The organism is Vibrio profundi, assembly GCF_005281835.1.
Lineage (GTDB): Bacteria > Pseudomonadota > Gammaproteobacteria > Enterobacterales > Vibrionaceae > Vibrio > Vibrio profundi.
Map to the genome: position 1 here is coordinate 79,092 of NZ_RZIS01000011.1, position 21,110 is coordinate 100,201.

The following is a 21,110-nucleotide window of genomic DNA, read 5'->3' on the forward strand; positions in this document are numbered from 1 at the left end:
CTCCCCTTACACAGTTTCTACGTGAATGATGTCGCCCTGATGCTTCGAAGTTACGGCTTCAGGGTGCTTCTCTGTGAATGTCGCAGGACGATGTTGTTCACGGCCGTCATCAACAAACACTACGTTTTCATCACGGTCATCAGCATTGATAAAGTGTGCAAAGCGCTTAAGTTGAGCTTCATCGTTGATTGTATCTGTCCACTCACAAGCAAAGTTGTCTACTAGACCAGCAATGTCAGCTTCAAGTTGGTCGTTGATGCCAAGCTTGTTGTCTACAATCACTTCACGTAGGTAATCAACACCGCCTTCTAGGTTGTCCATCCATACCGAAGTACGTTGCAGTGGAGCAGCCGTGCGGATGTAGAACATCATGAAACGGTCGATGTATTTGATCAGCGTTTCTTGGTCTAGGTCGCTTGCTAGTAAGTCTGCGTGACGAGGCTTCATACCACCGTTACCACAAACATACATGTTCCAACCTGCATCAGTCGCGATAATACCTAAGTCTTTACCTTGAGCTTCAGCACACTCACGAGTACAGCCAGACACACCAAACTTCATTTTATGTGGAGTACGGATGCCTTTGTAACGGTTTTCGATCATCACGCCAAGACCAACTGAATCTTGAACGCCGTAACGACACCAAGTAGAACCAACACATGTCTTAGCCATACGAAGCGCTTTTGCGTAAGCTTGACCTGTTTCGTAACCTGCTGCGATTAACTTTTTCCAGATTGCTGGTAAGTCATCTTTTTGAGCACCGAACAGACCGATACGCTGTGCACCAGTGATCTTGGTGTAAAGGTTGTATTCAGCCGCAACATCCGCAAGAACGCTTAACGCTTGAGGAGTTACTTCACCACCCGCCATACGAGGGATAACAGAATAAGTACCGTCTTTCTGCATGTTACCTAGGAAGTTATCGTTGGTATCGTGCAGTTTCACTAGCTCAGGCTTAAGGATATGTTCACCCCAGCAAGAAGCAAGAATAGAACCCGCTAGAGGTTTACATACTTCACAGCCGTAGCCTTTACCGTATTTCTCTAGTAGCTCATCGAATGTTTTGATTTCTTCAATGCGGATTAGGTGGAAAAGCTCTTGGCGAGAGTAAGCAAAGTGCTCACACACATCGTTCTTAACTTCTACACCAGCTTTAGCAAGTTCAGCATTAAGTACTGAAGTTACTAGTGGAATACAACCACCACAGCCAGTACCCGCGCCCGTTACTGCTTTGATATCACCGATTGTGTGGTGACCTTCAGCAACCGCTTGAGCGATCTTGCCTTTGGTTACATCAAAACAAGAACAGATAACTGCAGATTCAGGAAGAGAGTCTGCGCCAAGTGTTGGTTTTTCAGCACCGGCGTGTGCAGGAAGAATCAACGCATCTGGATGTTCAGGAAGGTCGATTTCATTCAGCATAAGCTGTAGAAGATCGCCATAGTCAGACGTGTCGCCAACCATTACTGCACCTAGCAGCTTCTTGTTGTCTTCAGAAACGATTAGACGCTTGTAAACTTCTTGCTCTTCGTTTTGGTAAACGTAGCTCTTACAGCCAGGTGTACGACCATTCGCATCACCGATTGAGCCTACTTTCACGCCTAGAAGCTTAAGCTTCGCCGACATATCAGCACCTTCGAATGTGCTCTCATTACCCAGAATGTGGTCAACAGCAACCGTCGCCATCTTGTAACCAGGAGCTACTAAACCGTAGAAGGTACGATTCCAAGAAGCACACTCACCAATCGCGTAGATGTTCTCATCTGTCGTTTGGCAGTTATTGTTGATTTCGATACCACCGCGCGGTGCAATACCTAATCCCATTTGACGAGCAAGTTTGTCTTGTGGGCGAATGCCTGCAGAAAATACGATGAAGTCTGTTTCAAGTTCAGTGCCATCTGCAAAGCGCATTACGTTACGCGCCTCTTTGCCTTCAGGAGCAATCTCTAGCGTATTTTTACTTGTATGAACATTCACACCCATACGTTCAATTTTCTGGCGTAGTTGATCACCACCCGCTTGGTCAAGCTGCTCGGCCATTAATTTTGGCGCAAATTCTACAACGTGAGTGGTTACGCCTAGTGCTTTCAGTGCACCAGCAGCTTCAAGCCCAAGTAGGCCGCCGCCAATAACAACACCTGACTTAGAATTTTTCGCTGTTGCTTCAATCGCTTTTAGATCTTCAATGGTGCGGTAAACAAAACAGTCTTTGCCTTCATTACCTTTGATTGGCGGTACAAATGGGTAAGAGCCTGTAGCAAGAATCAACTTGTCGTAATGGATTTCGCGGCCAGTACTTGAGTAAACATTTTGCTTCTCACGGTTGATATTGATAGCACGTTCACCAATCAATACGTTAATACCGTGCTTTTGGTAGAAACCCTCTTTTACAAGAGAAAGTTCATCAGCGGTATGGTGTGAAAAATATGAAGAAAGGTGTACGCGATCGTAGGCGACACGAGGCTCTTCACAGAAAACAGTGATGTCCATTTGGCTTACATCTGTCTTCTCGACTAAATCTTCGATATAGCGATGGCCGACCATGCCGTTACCGATGATGACTAGCTTCATCTTGCTCATAAGGATTTCCTGAATTGTTATATTTTTCTACTGAGCAAATAATGAATTATGAAAGAAAATGAAAATATGATGTAAATCAATTACGAAATCGAACTACCCAAAAGGGGTAGAACAAAAGAGGTAGAGGCGTTCAAAAATAAGGCTGCATTGCTTAATCAACCGAATCCTCGAGCCATTTTTATAAAAACCAACCAAAAAGGCCAAACCTCAAATTTCGTTGTTAACTTTCAAAACAAATCGAAGACAGAGAAATTTAGTAACATGTTTTCACTTTCGCCTATAGTTGTGAAAAGTTTGGTCTCGATTTATAGCGGCTAAAAAACTCTAGGGTTAAACAATTGACAAAAAAATAGCCAGCGCAGTGCTGGCTAGATTCGTTATCAATAACTCAAAGTTTACACTTTAAACGAGTTTACCAATCCGTTGAGTTCCTGAGCCATACCACTTAGATGTTCGCTAGATTGGCTTGTCTGAGCAGTACCGATTTCTGTCTGCTCTGCTACAGCAGCGATGTTGTCGACATTAGCGCTAATTTCAACCACTTGCTGAGTCTGTTCTTTGGCAGAATAGCTAATATCTTTTGCCATTTCTGAAAGTGAGTTGATCGAACTTTGAATATTCTCAAGCTCACGACCACACACGATCGCTTTCTCTATACCTTCTGCAGTGTAAGTTTCACAGTCACGCATAACCTGAACCGTAGTACTCACATCCGCCTGTAACTCAGTGATAATGTCTTGAATACTGCCCGTTGATTCTTGAGTTCGAGACGCCAACGTACGAACTTCATCGGCCACGACCGCAAAGCCACGACCTTGATCACCCGCACGTGCCGCTTCAATTGCTGCGTTCAGTGCCAATAAATTGGTTTGTTCTGCGATCTGTTTAATGACTTCAATGATGTCGCCAATTTTATTCGAAGAATCCTCTAACTTTTCTGCATTGACCACAGCACCGTTTACTTTAGACGCAACGACTTCAATGATCTCGATGTTTGCATCTATGCTCTGGTTGCCGCTTTTCGCCGCTTGAGTCGCTACTTCAATCTCTTCGAGTGCCACTAGCGCTTTATCCGTCACCGTATTTGATGCTTGCTCTAAATGCTGAACACTGATCGATACCGCTTCAGTTTGTGCTTTTTGTTCAACAACACCGCCTTGAATTTGTGTAGTAACCGTTGACAGTTCTTCCGCCTGCGACGCCAAAGAGCTCGTATTCATGTTAATGTTCGTCACTACCCCTTTGATATTTTGGTTCATTTTATTGAACGCCGACGCCATAACTGACAACTCGTCTTTACCTTGGCTCTTCATTTCTATTGTTAAGTCTTTTTCTTCGGCAATCTGAGACATCGTCTTAGTTATCTTCTGAAGAGGACGAACAATATTTCGCGAGATCAAACTTGAAATAGTAATAAGGATAAGAAGGATTAGGCCGCTGTTTAGCAGCGAAGTCATCAACTGTTCTTTAAACGCTTCTTCTACATCAGAATAATAAACGCCTGTTCCTACCACCCAAGGCAGCGAATCCGTCTTCTTAACGAATGAAATTTTCTTTTCGAGTTCATTGCTACCAGGAATTGGCCAATCGTAAGTAACAAAGCCTTCGCCTTGCTGCTTAGCCACCGCAATAAAATCACTAAAAGCATTCCTTACATAAGACTTAGAATTCGCCAGCATGTTCTGATCATCAAGCTGAGGTTTAATTGGGTGCATGATCATCGTGCCATCAAGGTGATTAATAAAGAAATAACCATTTGAAGCATAACGCACTGATTTTACTAACTCTTTAATCAGGGTTTGTTTCTCTTGAGGCGAAGCATTGGTTGAAGCCGACACGAACTCTGCCTGTGCAACGATCGTTTCTACTAGTGACATCGCTGCGTTTTTACGCTCAGTTAAAATTTCTTCTTTTAGCTGATAAGCCGAAACAAACTCCAAGCCAATGATAAACAAACTAGAGAGTATGATAATTAGACGAATTTTAGCGCCAACCTTAATTCGGTTTAAAATGGTGTTAACAAACTTCATAACTGTTCTTTTTATTGATAACTATTCTGTGAATGTCGCATTTTAGAGACGGAATGTATAAATACAACCACACAAAATTTACAGAATTAGATAATAAACATACGCATTTAATTTAATTGCAACATATCACACTCCTGGAAAGTGAAATTAGCCATCTAAATAATTGACAATCAAAACAACAAGTTAACAAGAGAGCAACATAACCCACGTTAACAAGTGATGAAAGAAACACCATACCAAGCCAGTCATATAGATAAGTACAATGTGAAATTAAATTAAAATAAATGCGATTGATATTAAGTAATGTGATCTGAAATGTTCATTTTTGCTTCCTATATTCAGATAGACTTCTCCCCCGCCTGTCTCGACTACTAGAGTAAACTCTCAATTTATTGCAACAAAAGTGAGATGTCGCTCCAAAATGTGACATTAATTGTTTCAACTTCACGAATAGTTATTTCGAATGGATAATTTTTATAAATATCTACAAGCAATTGATTTCAATCATCAATCTATGAATAGGAGAATGCTATTGATACGTCGCTATTTATAACGACAACTATAGAAGTGAAAGTCAGATGAAAACCGAAGCAACACGTAACCGAAACTTTTCTGCAACCGACAACCTCATTTCCACTACGACACCTGAAAGCCATATAACCTACGTCAATCAGGCTTTTTGCAATGTCGCCGGATATGAGCAAGAGGAGTTATTAAATGAACCACACAACTTAGTTAGGCACGCCGACATGCCTAAATCCGCTTTCCAACAAATGTGGCAGTACTTGTCATCAGGCAAAAATTGGATGGGATTAGTCAAAAACAAATGCAAAGGAGGAGAAGAGCATTACTGGGTATCCGCGTTTGTTACTCCAATCAAGGACGAAAACGACAACATTATTGAATACCAATCGGTAAGGTCACGTGCATCTGATCCTCAAATTGAACGTGCCGAAAGCCTATATCAAAAACTGACATCCAATCGGTTATGCAGAGATCATCGCCTCTCTACACTCAAAGCACTCTGGGCGCTGACGTTGTGCAATTTGATTGCTGCACCAGCACTGATCGCGCTTGACGCCTTCCCTCTTCCACTATTAACCGGAATAAACTTAGCGACATTGTTATGCGTTTATCAACACAACCGCCGTTACAAGTCGGTCAGCACGTTGGCAAAAGAAACCTATGATAATGAACTTGTAGAACATGTATATACTGGCTACAAAGATGATTTCTCGCAGATCCAACTCGCTCTGTTAATGAAAAAAGCAGAGTTACGCGCGGTTTCTGCTCGAGCCGAAGATACCACCTCTCAAATATTGATCTCAGCTGAGGAAGAGTTCGCTACCATACAAACCATATCAGAACGCATTGATGCGCAATGCCAAGAAACAGAACAAGTAGCAACCGCGGTCGAAGAACTGACCCACTCCATTAATGAAGTCGCCACTAGTGCACTTTCGGCGTCCGATTTAACTACGGAAGCCAGTATCCAATCTAAGCAGGGCCTGACAAGTATCCTTGATACAATTTCAGTTGTTGACTCTTTGGCACAAGAACTCGAGCAGTCTCAGCAAGTCATCAATCAGCTCGCGGAAGACAGTCAAAAGATCGAAAGTATATTGGATGTAATCAGCACCATTTCCGATCAAACCAACTTACTCGCATTAAATGCTGCAATTGAAGCCGCACGGGCGGGCGAAGCTGGGCGTGGTTTTGCGGTCGTTGCCGACGAGGTAAGGAATTTGGCCTCTAAGACAGGTTCATCGGCGAGCGAGATCCACGCAATGATAAGTCAATTACAAGCAACCGCAGAAAAAGCAGTTCAAACCATGCAACGAGGAGGATCGCTATCGGTTCAATGTAAACAACAAGCAGGTCTTACTGGCGAAGTTCTTGAACAGATTTACGATAAACTTGAAAAGGTCACCGATAGCAGCCATCAAATAGCGAACGCCGTTGATGAACAATCTCAAGTAACCAAAGAAGTGAACATGAATGTTGTGAAGATCAGAGAGCTTGCCCTTTCAACTGCAGACACTTCTTCTCACTCCATTGCAAGAACGAGTAAACTGGTTGACGATATTGAGCAGCTTCAAAGACTCATGAATCAATTCAGTCGTATCTAGCTTGATACACCTAATTTAGATACAAAAAAACCAGCCTATATGGCTGGTTTTCTATAGATGGTGCCCCGGGCCGGACTTGAACCGGCACAGCGCGAACGCCGAGGGATTTTAAATCCCTTGTGTCTACCAATTCCACCACCAGGGCACGCAATACTTTATTGCGATGCCGATTACTGAAAAGTAAAACACCATCTTTGATATCAACCATCTAATGACAATCAATACCCCAAAATTTGGAGGCGCCTCCCGGAGTCGAACCGAGGTCCACGGATTTGCAATCCGCTGCATAGCCACTCTGCCAAGGCGCCATAATCACTAATGTGATAGTTCGTTAGTGAACCATTCTCCTCTAACCGAGGAAGTATAGATGGTGCCCCGGGCCGGACTTGAACCGGCACAGCGCGAACGCCGAGGGATTTTAAATCCCTTGTGTCTACCAATTCCACCACCAGGGCACGCAATGCTTTATTGCGATGCCGATTACTGAAAAGTAAAACACCATCTTTGATATCAACCATCTAATGACAATCAATATCCCAAAATTTGGAGGCGCCTCCCGGAGTCGAACCGAGGTCCACGGATTTGCAATCCGCTGCATAACCACTCTGCCAAGGCGCCATAATAACTAATGTGATAGTTCGTTAGTGAACCATTCTCCTCTAACCGAGGAAGTATAGATGGTGCCCCGGGCCGGACTTGAACCGGCACAGCGCGAACGCCGAGGGATTTTAAATCCCTTGTGTCTACCAATTCCACCACCAGGGCACGCAATACTTTATTGCGATGCCGATTACGAAAAGTAAAACACCATCTTTGATATCAACCATCTAATGACAATCAATATCCCAAAATTTGGAGGCGCCTCCCGGAGTCGAACCGAGGTCCACGGATTTGCAATCCGCTGCATAGCCACTCTGCCAAGGCGCCATAATCACCAATGTGATAGTTCGTTAGTGAACCACTCTCCTCTAACCGAGGAAGTATAGATGGTGCCCCGGGCCGGACTTGAACCGGCACAGCGCGAACGCCGAGGGATTTTAAATCCCTTGTGTCTACCAATTCCACCACCAGGGCACGCAATGCTTTATTGCGATGCCGATTACGAAAAGTAAAACACCATCTTTGATATCAACCGCCTAAAGACCATCAATATCCCAAAATTTGGAGGCGCCTCCCGGAGTCGAACCGAGGTCCACGGATTTGCAATCCGCTGCATAGCCACTCTGCCAAGGCGCCTTGTCTTTCAACACGTTAGAGCGTTGCTCCGCTGTGTTCGGGTGCCTACTTTACGGATTGCGCGAAGATAGTCAAACAAAATAACGCATTTATATTTCGTTTGCTGACATTTGAATCAAATCGGTGTTTGTTCGATCTTTTTTGACACTTTCTGTACGAATAATAACGCCTTACCACTTCTTCATTAGGCGTCCTACAAGACTTGGGTGATAAGCCCAACAGTGATCAAACATACTCATTAGTTGCGGATTTCCGTATTTGGAAACACTAACGGCATGAAATCTGTTCTTATTCGCTTTAAGTTTTTCGACTTGGTCTAGTAATTCGTCAGACTGTTTTGGAGCAATAAAGTCTGACAAAACCACTAAATCGGCATTTTTGTATTTGTCACCCATCATTAAGTCGATGGATTTCATTAACACAGGTTCTAAATCTGTCCCACCGTGGAAGCTGTAACTCAAAAAGTCACTCACTTCGCGAAGGCCATCTTGTCGAGTCAGTTCATAAGTGATCTGCTCAGTCGAGAATAGAATAACGTAGCATTCTCGTTGTTCGGCAAGTGCAATTTGCATGAGAGCATAAGCCATCGCCTTAGCGCACTGCTCAGGGAAACCACTCATGGAGCCAGATGCGTCTACACAAACAATAAATGGACCTTTTTCCACTTCAGCCTTTTTATTATCAGGCTTATGCGCTTTCACTTTGCGTAAAGTTCTCGCTTTACCTTTGGTGCGATAGTTCATTAAACGTTTATCGGCCAAATGTTTGTAAAAGATAACTTCAAGTTCTGGGTACGCAAGAAACATGGTTTCGTTAGGAAGCAATTTATTTAGATCATCACTTTCATGAATACCGACGATATCATCCGTCGCTTCATCGCTTTCTTCTTCGACCATTTGAAGCTCTTCAGCCGGCGCTTTATTTAAAGAAGGGTCATCGACGTTACCCGCCATTCGACCAAGCTTTTCCGCGATTTCTTGCAGGCCTTTATTCTTCAATAAAAACTCGGCGTGATTCTTCATGACAGACACGTCGGTTTTGCTCAGTTTGGCTGATGCCATATCCCATAAGCGCCCTACACTGCCTTCATCGCCACTCTCAGTCACACGGTCCATGTTTTTCATGGTTTCCATGCGCTGATACAAATCGTTGAACATTTTTTCTTTGCTGGCTTCTAGCTCGGAAACCTGCGCTTGTTGAATCGCTTCAGAAAGCGACTTGTACCATTGGTCACAGAAATAATGCGGGAACATTGGGTTGTCCACGCCTTTGTTCTTTTCCAACAAACGCCTTGCTTGTAAGTAAAAAGAGGAATGCCACTCTAGCTGTTTGATCACGTCATTGATTTCGACAAAAAACTTAGCTTCGTCCCAATAAATGACTTCTTGGTAAAGTGCGAGTTCTTGCTGGAATCGTTCGGTCTCACACACTTTGGTGACGCGTTTAGTCACTTTACCGCGCCACTTCAACAAATGGTTTTTTACTGAATTCTTTACGCCTTTGTTTTCAGCCATCATCATTACTTGTGAACGAGCCATAAGATCGTTCACTGCAGTATCAATGACACCGGAGTCAGCTAACATTATTGCAAGGTTTAACCCATCCGCACCTAACATTCACTCACTCCCATTACGCAAAGATTTTGTCTAAGTTTTTGATACGCTGAACTACCTTCGTACTTTCAGCTTGAGTCGACTCGAGCAGTTGCCCGATAGACTGAATACTGATTTCCATTGCCTTTGGCAATTCAGGGTCAATAAAGCTGTGCGGCAACGCACCGTGGAAGTCAGAGCGCGCTTTTCTAAGCTGATGCTCCGCTTCATTTAGCTGCTCTAACGCTTTCTCAGCTTTGCTTGCCCACGTTGTATACGTTTCTTCAGCAAGGCCATCATTCGTCACCATACCAACAAGCACTGAGCGATTAGCAATATCTTTGATCACAAGCTGGTTTGAAGCATCTAGGCCAAACTTAAGTCGACATAAATGGGTATTCTGATTCACGTAACCATAGGTTTCACCTTGGCCTTCTTTGATCACTTTTTCAAAGTCATCTTTTGCAATGTAAACCCAGCGGCTATCGCCTTTCTCTGATTCTGAAACCGACATATTGCTTTGAAGTAAAGCCAACTTAATAAGATTGTTCGCTGTACCCACGCTGTATTTCTTAGCCTTACTCACATCGTATTGATAAACGTCTTTTCGCAAAATGCCCGTAGTGCTTTCCATTGACAAAGAAATCGCCAGTTCGGACTCTACCGCGTCTTGAACATCTTCAAGATCTTCTTTGCACATTTCGACTTGGCCTTGCACATCTTGTTGATCAAAGGCGTTATTGAGAGCAAAGTCTTTCACCACGTTTCGTACTACGTCGCGAGATTCAGGGCTATTCCACAGACAATCCTGGAGCAGAAGTAAATCTAATGGGTTGATGGTGTCTCGGCCATTAAAGAAAGCACTTGCTTTAAGCAGCTTCACTGCTTTCTTCCAACGTCGGTCAGAAACATACAAGTCAGATTCAGCCAAACTCGAACCCTGTGACTCGATCGTTTCTTCGAGCATGTTTTTGAGCTGATACAGCTTTTCAAACCCGTTATCGGTCAGTTCCAGTTTCTCTAGTTCTTTTTGCCATTGATGGTATTCAATATCTGTAATAGCTAAGCCTTCAGGGATCACCGCTTCTTGAGGAGTTCCTACCGTCAGCATAGATTTGAAGTTTTGCTTATTTTGAATTCGGTTAACAAAGATGCGAACCAACATACGATCGTATAACGCATCTAAGCCACTATCTTCATCTGGCAGTTCATTCGATGCTGAAACAAGTAGGCGCATTGGCACCCGTTCGATATCGCTGCCATTTTTAAACGTTTTTTCGTTAACCACGGTTAACAGCGTATTAAGAATCGCAGGGCCAGCTTTCCAAATTTCATCTAAGAATACGACTTGCGCGGTTGGTAAGTACCCTTCCGTTAAACGTACATAGCGGCCATTATCTTTTAGCTCTTGAATACTTAATGGCCCGAACACCTCTTCAGGCGTCGAGAAACGAGTCATTAAGTATTCAAAATAACTACTGTTATCAAAAGCTTGGATAAGTCGCTTAGCGATGAGACTTTTTGCAATGCCAGGGGGGCCAAGTAGGAATACGCTTTCTCCAGCTAACGCAGCAAGTAAGCAAAGTTTGATTGTATCTTCACGCTCGTAAACCCCATCAGATAGCGCTGCCGCTAACTTGTTAATTCGTTCCGATAACAACGCCTTGTCGGCATGCGAATAGATGGATGGGTTCATCAGTGCGTTACTCCTGGAAACTAATGGTATTTTCAACTGTATATACCTTTTTATACATTTGTTATCACTTTGTTACAAGTGTATTTTTTTATTTGAATGCTACTTATATCAGGAATTTACAAATGTAATTTTTGAGCAATCAAAGTTTGCACTTTTGAGATATAAGTCACTAATGGTGTGTAATAGTAATGTGTTCATCGCGTTTTATTGCTTTCACTTCATTCCTATTGTCGTTATTGTTTGCTGCTCCCCCCTTAATTAAGGGCAGTTAGCTAGATAAAGTGACAACAATTGCATGAGCAAAGTTATCCATAAATGGAAAAACATTTCTCTCGTAGAAGAGAAGGTTTCATTACCTAACGGAAAGGCCATTAATCACACCACGATTCATCACCCTGGCGCGGCCGTTATCTTGCCAATTACCAGCCAAAACCGTGTTGTATTAATAAACCAGTTCAGGCCATCACTAAACAAGTGGTTGCTGGAGCTCCCAGCCGGCACTAAAGAGCAAGGCGAAACTCCTCTAGAATGCGCGTCTCGTGAACTTGAAGAAGAAACAGGGTTCAGCGCTAGTGAATTCATTACTTTAGGACAAGTTACGCCATTGGCTGGCTTCTGTGATGAAATTCAGCACTTGTTCGTCGCTAAAGGCTTGGACCATACCTCACGATACGAGTGTGATGACGACGAAGTTATAGAAGTTATAGAGCTCACTATCGAAGAATTAGAAAATAAAATTAAAAACGATCAAATTACCGATGCCAAAACCATCGCTTGCTTAAGTAAAGCCAAACTCTGTGGCTATTTATAGGAGAGAAACATGGACTTTCGTTCTGATACCGTAACAAAACCATCCCAAGCTATGCGTGAAGTCATGGCCAATGCAGAAGTTGGTGACGACGTATACGGTGACGATCCAACAGTAAATGAACTGGAACAATGGGCTGCAAACGAAGCAGGATTCGAAGCTGCGCTGTTTACCTCGTCTGGTACACAAGCCAATTTGCTTGGTCTAATGGCACATTGTGAGCGCGGTGATGAATACTTATGTGGCCAACAAGCGCACAACTACAAGTATGAGGCAGGTGGTGCAGCTGTACTTGGCTCTATCCAGCCCCAGCCAATTGAGAACAACCCAGATGGCACATTAGATTTCGACAAGCTTGCCGCTGCGATCAAACCTGATGATAGCCATTTTGCGCGTACTAAACTCCTAAGCTTAGAAAATACTATCAACGGCAAAGTTATCCCGTTAGAGTACCTGGCTCAGGCGCGTCAATTCGTAGACAAACACGGCCTACAACTTCACCTTGATGGTGCTCGCGTGTACAACGCGGCAGCTGCACTAGACGTGCCCGTTAAAGAGATTGGTCAATACTTCGATTCAATGACCATTTGTTTATCCAAAGGCTTAGGTGCGCCAATCGGTTCACTACTGCTTGGAAGTAAAGAGTACATCGCAAAAGCTCGCCGTTTACGTAAGATGGTCGGTGGTGGTATGCGACAAGCTGGAATTTTAGCTGCTGCTGGAAAAATGGCGCTCACTGAGAATGTGTCGCAGCTTAAACAAGACCACGAAAACGCAAAAGCGCTAGCTATTGGGTTAAGCAAAATGGAAGGCGTATCAGTTAACCCTGATTTCGTTCAAACCAATATTGTGTTCGCCAAGCTAGCCGATTCTATCGATATCAATACTATTGCGACTAAGCTCGCGACGGATGGAATTACTGTGTCTCCTGGCAACCCAATTCGCTTTGTCACTCATCGCGATATTTCACGTGAAGACATCGACTTGTTCTTAATCAAGTTTAAGTCATATCTATAAGCAAATACCTTGAGCTTCCCCTAGGGGAAGCTTTAATCTTAGGTCAAACACACCGAACGTTAGACCTATGTTTAGACAGTTATTCATATCGCTCACAGTTGTTATTTCTTTACCTGCCTTATCTTCAGAGTTTGGAGATCCTGAGCAAGGTAAAATCAAGTCCCCAAGCTGCGTATATTGCCACGGCTCAAATGGGGTTAGTTCAAATTCGTCCTACCCCAATTTGGCAGGACAAGATCCACTCTACCTATTTAATACAATGAAAGGCTATCAACGAGGTGAACGCCAAGGCGCATTCGCGGAAATGATGAAATCTCAGCTTCGACAGCTTAATGATCAAGACCTCAAAGATATAGCCGCTTTCTATTCAAACCAGTCTAATTAGGCTATATAAAACACTCACGACTCTCACATCATGAGGTTTTGATGCCCTACCCATCTGCACAAAAACACGGTCCAATAACTCAGTACAAGCCCAATATATATTGGGTGAAAGGCAGTGTTTCACTTAAAGCACCACATTCACGATTTGGCCCACTGACTTTAAAGTTCAGCCGTAATATGTGCATTATTAAACAAGGTCAATCTTTAATCTTAATCAATTCAGTAAGGCTAAATGAAAACGCGTTAGCAGAGTTAGATGAACTTGGCACGGTTAAACATGTTATACGCCTAGCGGCTTTTCACGGGATGGATGACCCTTTCTACAAAGATAGATACGGCGCTGACGTATGGTCAGTTGATGCGCCTTATTTTCGTGGTGTAGACCCTACCAAACCCGAGAATATTTACTTTAAACCCGACCATCGACTTCACGCAGGGTGTAACCTACCACTTGAAAATAGTAACTATTTTGAGATTGATTCTGGTACGTTAAACGAGGGCTTGTTACGAATAGAACAAGATGAAGGGATAGCGATTTCTGGTGATAGCTTACAAAACTGGCTTGCACCGGACGAATATTTCAATTTAAGTGCTCGATTGATGATGAGTAAGATGGGCTTCATCAGGGAGTGTGGAATTGGTCCTGGTTGGATTCAAGCAACAAAACCAGATCTCACAGCGATACTGCCTTTTTTAGAGCAACCATTTGAATGTTTGATCCCTTCTCACGGTGAATTAGTCACGTCGCGAGCCAGTGAGAAGTTTAAACGTTCCGTCCAAAAACTCATTCATAACTAGGTTAAGGCATTATTCATCCCACCAGCAAAAAGAGCGACATATCGCCGCTCTTTACATCAAAGTGGCCTAAATCCAGATCAACTATTTGTGTTCGCTTGATCGTCTAGGTTTTTCTTCGCTGGCAACAGATAAATCATCCCGCTTTTAATTTTCCCTAGTAAATTGCCGACGTCCTGTAAAATTAGATACAGACACGGCACCAATACTAAGGTCAATAACGTTGCAAACAGCACAGCAAAGCCGAGTGCTACTGCCATCGGTATTACAAACTTCGCTTGCAGACTGGTTTCAAACATTATTGGTAATACGCCAACAAACGTCGTGATTGACGTTAAAGTTATCGCTCTGAATCGAGCACAACCCGCTTCTACCACCGCCTGTTTGATATCCATCCCCTTCGCTCTAACCTGATTCACGTAGTCGGTCATCACGAGCGAATCGTTAATCACAACCCCAGCGGCGGCAATCAAGCCAAATGTCGACATCATGCTCAAATCTAAACCAAACGCGTAATGCCCCCAAATCGCCCCTGTTAGGCTAAATGGGATCACCGACATAATGATCAACGGTTGGCTATAGCTTTTCAGTGGAACCGCTAGCAAAATGTAAACTATGATCATACCGGCAATAAAGAACATGATCTGTTCACTCTGTTGAGCTTGTTGCTCTTCAATTGAACCGCCAAGTTCTGTTTTAACCGATGGAAATTGCTCTTTTAGCTCACTCAATAGATTTTCTTGAATGTTTTCTACAACTTCCCCCGGTTCTACGACTTCTTCGTCGATAGACCCGTACACATAGACGGTTCGGAAGCCTTGTTCACGGCGTATTTCACTCACGCCCGGCTTTTCTTCAATTTTCACCACATCACCCAGCATCACTTTTTTTCCTGCGGATGTTGTAATGACTGCATAACGCAACGAAGAAAATGCTTCTCTGGTCAGTTTCGGGTAACGCACCATGACTTTAATTTCTTCACCATCACGTATGATGCGTTGTGCTTCTCCACCGTAGAAGCTTCCTCCTACCTGCAAAGCGATATCGGTAAGGTCAAGGCCCAAATCATAAGCAACTGGCGCTAACGATAATAGAACTTCTCTGCTACCTGCATCAATGGATGAAGATATGTCGTACAAACCTTTTTGTGCTTGCAACTGAGAAATCAACTGACGCCCCGCTTCATTAAGCGTTTGAATATCCGAACCAAACAGTAAGTAACCAAACTCGTCTGCTTTCCCACCTCCATTTACATCATCTTCAATCGTAAAGCTTTTTAACCCCGGTATTACGGGCATGTTTTCACGCCACTTTCTCGACAACTCAAAGGTATTAAAAGGCCTTAGCTCTTCATCCACTAATGGAACAATGATGCGCCCTGCTGTGCGTCCACTATTGAATGACAGCATGTCTTTGATCATACCTTGCCCAAACTCTGAGACAGTCTCATCTTCAACTTGCCAAATCACGGATTCAATTTCTTTCAATGCCGCTATAGTTTGTTCACTCGACACATTGTCATTCATCGATATTTCAATGCTCGGAAAATCATGAGGCACTTTTGGCGTCGGAACGATACGAACATAGCTTGCCATGACCATTGCAATGCTGATCGCTAATACTGCGATAAACAAAGCTAATACCGACCAACGCCAATGAGTACAAACGGTGACAAAACGTTTGTAAGGGCCATTAACAAAACCGAAGAAACGTTGGTTAAAACGGTCGCGCCAGCCACCTTTCTTAATTGGTGGGTAGCGAGTATGTGCTAAGTGCGCTGGCAAAATAAGTTTAGATTCGATCAAACTAAACACCAGGCACAAGATCACCACCGATGCGATACCAAAAAAGAAGGCTCGTTCAGGCCCCGTCGACATAATAAATGGCGCAAAAACTGCGATAGTCGTTAACACACCGAAAGTAGCAGGCGTAGCGACTTTTTGTACACCGCGCACAACATTATCGACGCCCCCACCACTTTTTTCGATTTCGGTATAAGCGCTTTCACCGATGACAATGGCATCATCAACAACGATCCCGAGCACCATAATAAAAGCGAACAGTGAAATAATATTGATGCTCACACCCACAACTGGCATCAACATAACGGCACCCAAGAAGCACACAGGGAGGCCCACCATAACCCACATGGCTAAACGTACTCGTAAGAAAATACTTAGCATCAACGCCACTAAAAACGCACCTTGAAGTAAGTTCTTAAGCATCATGTCTAAACGCGCATTTAGGTAGTACGTCATATCGACAAGGGTTTTGATTTGCATCCCTTGTGGCAAAGTTTCGTTTTTGTGTTCAATGTAGGCTTTAACCGATTCCGCAACCGTAACCATATTTTGGTCTTTAGTCGCTTTTACGGAGAAGTAAACCGCGTTCTGGCCGCTGTATTTGAAGTACCTTTCTGCTTCCGTAAAGCCATCTTTAATAGTAGCAATATCTTGCAGCAGTACTTTGCCACCATTTGCACCAATTTTTACAGGAATTGATCTGAATTCATCTCCCCTGTAATACTGATTTTCAATACGAACAGAAATCATTCCAGAATTTGTGCGCACTTCCCCCGCTGAATAATTAGCCGAATAACGCTTAATCGCTTCACTCACATCATTGAGCGTCAAATCATATTTACGAAGTATCTTAGGCTCTACCTCAATAGCAATCTCTTCTTCTGGCGCACTTAAGTCCACCAGCATTACATTGTTTAGCAGTAACAACTCATCTTCTATTTTTTTGGCTATTGGCTTAAGCTCTTCTAGTGGTTTATCTGCTACCAAAGACATTTCGATAACGTCTTGTCTAAACTCAGCTTGATAAACGTTAATAGGCTCCATAGCCGCTGGGAAGCTAGCGATTGTATCGACACGCTGCTTAACATTGTCGAGCACTTCAGATAAGTCGCGATCGACATCAATTTCCAAAGAAATATGGCCGCTACCTCTACTTGCCGTAGATACCGCTTTTTTTATTCCAGTGACATCCTTTAGGGACTCTTCTAATTTTACGAGAATGCTTTCCTCAATTTCCTGAGGCGATGCACCCGGATATGAAGCACTTACATTTACATAGTTGATCTCAATGTTAGGAAACATTTGTCGCTGGATAAAAAAGTAACTGACCGTGCCCATTATCAATAGAAATACCATCAACAAGTTGGCTGCAACAGAGTTGTTAGCAAAATACGCTATGATGCCTTTCGGTTTTAACTGTTCCATGTCTTAGCCCTATTGCTGTCGCTCAACTGTGGTGATATTACTATTCGCTACTTTGACAGCCATTCCAGATTGCGGGTATTCAGGAAGGGTTAATACCAAGTTGTCTTGCTGTTCAATCCCCGATGCAATCAGCAGAAACTCTCCTTCCGCTCTAACAACGTTTACCGTTCTTGGTTGTAGTTCTTGTTTTTCATCCATGACCCAAACCGTACGATTGTTAACGTACTCTTGCGGAAGTTTGTAGATATGCTGAAGCTCTTTACCACCAAAACTCACTTCAACGTAAGAGCCAAACTTCATTGCAGGCAAACCGCTATCTAGACCATAAGGATCTTGGATTCTAACGACCATGTTCACCATGCGCGTACTGCTATCTATCACACCTAGGTCTCGGTCGATTAAGCCCTCCCGTACCACTTCCATGATGCCGTCTTGTTTCAATGTTGCGGTTAGATCTTTGAGTGTTTCTGGTAAAAAAGCGCTATCAAAGCCCGCTATTGGTATTTGAACTTCAGCGGCTTCGACATTATTAATGACTGCGACTTGAGCACCAGCAGAAACATACTGACCGACACCGATATCACGCTCGATCACTAGCGCGTCGTATGGCGCAATTACCGTGCAATTATCTAGATCACGACGAGCACGCTTGAGTGAAGCTTTAGCTGATTTTACTTGCGCTTGCGCACTCAATAGCTGAGGTTTTCTTAAATAAAGATCGCTTACCTGCTTATCACTGATCTTTTTCGCTTGTCTCTCTGCAACTTTTGCTTTCGCTTGCTCCTCAATCAAAGCAGCACGTGCACTAGCTAAATTGGCTTCCGCTTCTAATACGGCGGCTTCATAATTATCTTTTTCTATCGAAAAAAGTACTTCACCACGCTTTACGATCCCGCCCGTGATAAAGTTCTGGTGCCAGCTCACCACTTCGCCTGAAACATGCGCAGAGAGCTTGGTGGTTTCTAATGGTTGCACTTCACCATAACTAGTAATGACCACCTTATGATCGGTAGGAAATAGCTTGGACACTTGCACCGTCGGTTCTTTTTCAATCTCAGTTTTACTTTCTGTTTCTGGGGCGCTCGCCGCTATCGCACTGTAACCACCATAAGCACCACCAAGTAAAACGAGTGGAAACAACCAACGTAATGATTTAACGATCATCAGAATTCCTTTTTGTTATACGCCCTGACTACCCGAAGAAATCTCTTGAAAATCATTCAACTGGGCATTTAGGTATAAGACCCATGATTTTATAGAAGTTCACTTATCATTGTTAATATTTATATGTAGTAAATAATCTATAACCTTTTAGCAACCATTTCGCTCTCAGCAAACCCTGTGCCAAGCCCGAACATCACTATTTTTAATGAATCCGCACTATCAAGAGACGAACCAACGATGCTTTTTGGTAAATTTAGCCAACTATTGGCTATTTCTACCTATTGGTGTTTTTATGAGAGAGGTTTAGGAATAACTGCGCTATGAAGTAGGTATTGTAGGTAGGGAAGTAATTAAATTGGGATAACTAGAGCAACTCTTAGCGGCCACCTTGGGAGAGTAAGCACATCCTATAAACAAGCGTTCTTTATGTGATTTTTTATTGGTCGACCGTATATTTATCTTCTTGATCTATAGTTACTGACGGATTTTAAGCACCACCAATGCACATAGTGTTGGCTGAATTAATCGTCATGTGTTCGAAAAGGCTGAATACGTGAAAACTTTCGACCTTACCTGTTGGAGAAGCAGATATAAAGTCAGCTTCCATGATGCCAGAAGCTACACTCTTTTTTCACCACCGGTATCATCAGTACTGGCTGTGAGTTTACTGCCTTTGGTTGCAATGCTATTGCTGCCATCCATTGATACGTGGTTGTGCCACCAGCAAGAACTGCCGATACGGTACTATCGCTATAAGAGATAGGAACGATCGGCTTTCCGACCTTAGCTAACCAAACAGCTTAATAAAACCAATATACAATCAGAAAAACTCTGAATATTCATCTACAGAGAAAAAATCGATACTTGTAACTCCTACCTCCTTAAATTTATCAACTATAGACTTATGTGAAAACAGAAATATTTAACTAAAGTCAGAATAACTATCTGCAGGTATAAATTCAACACCTACTAGGTTCAGTTTTTTAATTTTCTCAACTATGCTTCTATGAAAAAACACATATTTCAACCAACCAGGGTCTGTCAATATAAGTCTTCTATTTATTGGTATAGTATCAATTAGTTTTTCGTCTAATTTAAGATTAAGAATACCACTAATCATTTCATCACCATTAGAATCCTCTCTGTATCTCTTAAACTTACTTTCAGATCTATCGATTATTTTGATCTCATTGGTGACCTGCAGCATAAGGAAATCGTGTTCGCCTTTATCATGAAGTTTTATATCAACCCAATTCACCCCAAAAATGTTACTTACATGCAATTTAGAAAACTCATTCTTCTTTATCGAGAAATTCGGCATCTCAAGTATATCTGGGACTTCGTAGCCTTCTTGTAAGATCGATTCAATAATCAAAGGGACAGGTTCTTTAGGATAAGTAAAATTTGTTAGAGGCACTGCATCAACGTAGTCATCTGGAAAACAATAAATTGGGTAGTTATTACACTCATTAACAAAAAAATACTCACTCATTTTCGCTCCCCAAGTGTTCTAGGTTTAATAATCAATTTTTTGTTCGGTTCACTTTGCTTTTCTAACTTCTAAGTTACTTTCTTCGACATTGCCCGAATCATTTACTGGAAAAATCATTTCCGAAAGCCGTTTTCAACAAACATCGGTTCGCTCCTACCCAATCACTCAACTCAATAGACGGCCAATTGTTATAATTTTGAAGCGATACTGCCAATAATAAATAGCTTGAATGAAAAGATTATTTCCAATAATAGATCCGGTTCAACGGGTACAATTGGCTTTCGAGTTTGTTAAAATGGGAAGCTAACTAAATTTTTCTTCGATAATATCAAATAATTGGTCATTTTATTTTTTCTCTAATAAAGTGGGACTTCCGAATTGCAATCCAACTTAGTTTCCCTCAGATAAGAATAATTATCATCACTTGCTACCAAATCATATAACTCTTCGCAAAAAATTGTCGCTGTTTCAGCCCCTTTAACCCTAAACAGGATTCGTTTATTTACTGGATGATTTTCTAACTTGTCTTTAGACAAGAAGAGCTCCATAATCAGAATCTTATTCCGCTTGGGCGATTTTCTAGTCTCAGACCTAATTTCTTCTATTACGTCAATCACATTATTTAAGGCAAGAATGTATCTTCCTGCAAGTGACCCGTCATGATTATTTATCTGCGCTGGATAAAACTCAATACCATAAGGGTCAAAGCTCATTACAATCTCAGCAAACTCCTTGGTAACACAAAGATCCCCATTATCGGCTATATTTCCAACTTGCTTAGTCGAACCGTCCAGGGTTCCCACACTATTGGTGATTTCGAGCTCGTAGGTTCATATTCGGATTTGCTATATAGTGGCTCTCTGTTATCAACACATTGAAATTGTGTTGTGCTTCGGTTGAAGTTTTCTTAAATTATTGCAAACTTCATCAACTATCCTTTTTATTAACTTGTTCTCAGGC

Annotated in this window: 13 protein-coding genes, 8 tRNA genes and 1 pseudogene; 5 read left to right on the forward strand and 17 right to left on the reverse strand. The window is 42.6% G+C overall.

Translation table 11 applies throughout. From position 1 onward, the window contains the following. Positions 1 to 6: 6 nt before the first annotated feature. Both nirB and ELZ11_RS20835 read right to left on the reverse strand, forming a co-directional pair. Positions 7 to 2,580, reverse strand: coding sequence for a nitrite reductase large subunit NirB (gene nirB, locus ELZ11_RS20830; protein WP_137359307.1), 2,574 nt, complete (start codon positions 2,578 to 2,580; stop codon positions 7 to 9). 395 nt (positions 2,581 to 2,975) lie between these two features. Continuing rightward, positions 2,976 to 4,610 (reverse strand): methyl-accepting chemotaxis protein, encoded by a 1,635-nt coding sequence (locus ELZ11_RS20835; protein ID WP_137359308.1) that lies wholly within the window; start codon positions 4,608 to 4,610, stop codon positions 2,976 to 2,978. A 578-nt stretch (positions 4,611 to 5,188) separates the two neighbouring features. Here ELZ11_RS20835 and ELZ11_RS20840 point away from each other — a divergent pair. Then, positions 5,189 to 6,739 (forward strand): methyl-accepting chemotaxis protein, encoded by a 1,551-nt coding sequence (locus ELZ11_RS20840; RefSeq protein ID WP_137359309.1) that lies wholly within the window; start codon positions 5,189 to 5,191, stop codon positions 6,737 to 6,739. 58 nt (positions 6,740 to 6,797) lie between these two features. On the opposite strand, the gene ELZ11_RS20845 is transcribed toward ELZ11_RS20840, so the two are convergent. The 10 genes from ELZ11_RS20845 to ELZ11_RS20890 all read right to left on the reverse strand — a co-directional run bounded on the left by ELZ11_RS20845 (position 6,798) and on the right by ELZ11_RS20890 (position 11,263). After that, positions 6,798 to 6,884, reverse strand: a tRNA-Leu gene (locus ELZ11_RS20845). 89 nt (positions 6,885 to 6,973) lie between these two features. Beyond that, positions 6,974 to 7,047, reverse strand: a tRNA-Cys gene (locus tag ELZ11_RS20850). Between the two features lie 60 nt (positions 7,048 to 7,107). Then, positions 7,108 to 7,194, reverse strand: a tRNA-Leu gene (locus tag ELZ11_RS20855). Between the two features lie 89 nt (positions 7,195 to 7,283). Beyond that, positions 7,284 to 7,357, reverse strand: a tRNA-Cys gene (locus tag ELZ11_RS20860). Positions 7,358 to 7,417: 60 nt separating this feature from the next. After that, positions 7,418 to 7,504 (reverse strand) — tRNA-Leu (locus ELZ11_RS20865). A gap of 88 nt (positions 7,505 to 7,592) precedes the next feature. Beyond that, positions 7,593 to 7,666: transfer RNA gene (locus tag ELZ11_RS20870), tRNA-Cys, on the reverse strand. Positions 7,667 to 7,726: 60 nt separating this feature from the next. Beyond that, positions 7,727 to 7,813 (reverse strand) — tRNA-Leu (locus ELZ11_RS20875). A gap of 88 nt (positions 7,814 to 7,901) precedes the next feature. Further along, positions 7,902 to 7,975, reverse strand: a tRNA-Cys gene (locus ELZ11_RS20880). Positions 7,976 to 8,145: 170 nt separating this feature from the next. Further along, positions 8,146 to 9,591, reverse strand: a complete 1,446-nt coding sequence (viaA, locus tag ELZ11_RS20885) for an ATPase RavA stimulator ViaA (RefSeq protein ID WP_137359310.1) — start codon at positions 9,589 to 9,591, stop codon at positions 8,146 to 8,148. Positions 9,592 to 9,604: 13 nt separating this feature from the next. Beyond that, the gene (locus ELZ11_RS20890) at positions 9,605 to 11,263 is read right to left on the reverse strand and encodes an ATPase RavA domain-containing protein (RefSeq protein ID WP_137359311.1); all 1,659 of its coding nucleotides are present in this window, start codon (positions 11,261 to 11,263) and stop codon (positions 9,605 to 9,607) included. Positions 11,264 to 11,558: 295 nt separating this feature from the next. Between ELZ11_RS20890 and ELZ11_RS20895 the strand changes: the two genes are divergently transcribed. The 4 genes from ELZ11_RS20895 (at position 11,559) to ELZ11_RS20910 (ending at position 14,270) form a co-directional block, all read left to right on the forward strand. Then, a complete protein-coding gene (locus ELZ11_RS20895; RefSeq protein WP_137359312.1) occupies positions 11,559 to 12,074 on the forward strand; it encodes an NUDIX hydrolase in 516 nt (171 codons plus the stop codon). Between the two features lie 9 nt (positions 12,075 to 12,083). Further along, positions 12,084 to 13,088, forward strand: a complete 1,005-nt coding sequence (ltaE, locus tag ELZ11_RS20900) for a low-specificity L-threonine aldolase (RefSeq protein ID WP_137359313.1) — start codon at positions 12,084 to 12,086, stop codon at positions 13,086 to 13,088. Positions 13,089 to 13,155: 67 nt separating this feature from the next. Next, positions 13,156 to 13,473 carry a c-type cytochrome gene (locus ELZ11_RS20905; RefSeq protein ID WP_137359314.1) on the forward strand — a complete coding sequence of 106 codons (318 nt, stop codon included), beginning with the start codon at positions 13,156 to 13,158 and terminating at the stop codon, positions 13,471 to 13,473. A gap of 41 nt (positions 13,474 to 13,514) precedes the next feature. Then, entirely contained in the window at positions 13,515 to 14,270 is a 756-nt protein-coding gene (locus ELZ11_RS20910) for a hypothetical protein (RefSeq protein ID WP_137359315.1), read from the forward strand. 77 nt (positions 14,271 to 14,347) lie between these two features. Here the strand turns inward: ELZ11_RS20910 and ELZ11_RS20915 are convergent, their stop codons facing one another. From ELZ11_RS20915 to ELZ11_RS23975, 5 genes and pseudogenes are all read right to left on the reverse strand, one after another. After that, a complete protein-coding gene (locus tag ELZ11_RS20915; protein WP_137359316.1) occupies positions 14,348 to 17,494 on the reverse strand; it encodes an efflux RND transporter permease subunit in 3,147 nt (1,048 codons plus the stop codon). A gap of 9 nt (positions 17,495 to 17,503) precedes the next feature. Beyond that, the gene (locus tag ELZ11_RS20920) at positions 17,504 to 18,658 is read right to left on the reverse strand and encodes an efflux RND transporter periplasmic adaptor subunit (RefSeq protein ID WP_137359317.1); all 1,155 of its coding nucleotides are present in this window, start codon (positions 18,656 to 18,658) and stop codon (positions 17,504 to 17,506) included. A 490-nt stretch (positions 18,659 to 19,148) separates the two neighbouring features. Further along, positions 19,149 to 19,455: pseudogene (locus ELZ11_RS23970) on the reverse strand (PAAR-like domain-containing protein); the annotation flags it as partial. Positions 19,456 to 19,580: 125 nt separating this feature from the next. Next, positions 19,581 to 20,150: a hypothetical protein gene (locus ELZ11_RS20925; protein ID WP_137359318.1), complete on the reverse strand. Its 570-nt coding sequence runs from the start codon at positions 20,148 to 20,150 to the stop codon at positions 19,581 to 19,583. A gap of 356 nt (positions 20,151 to 20,506) precedes the next feature. Further along, on the reverse strand, positions 20,507 to 20,863 hold the full coding sequence (locus ELZ11_RS23975) for a hypothetical protein (RefSeq protein ID WP_244291694.1): 357 nt from the start codon (positions 20,861 to 20,863) through the stop codon (positions 20,507 to 20,509). Positions 20,864 to 21,110: the final 247 nt, after the last annotated feature.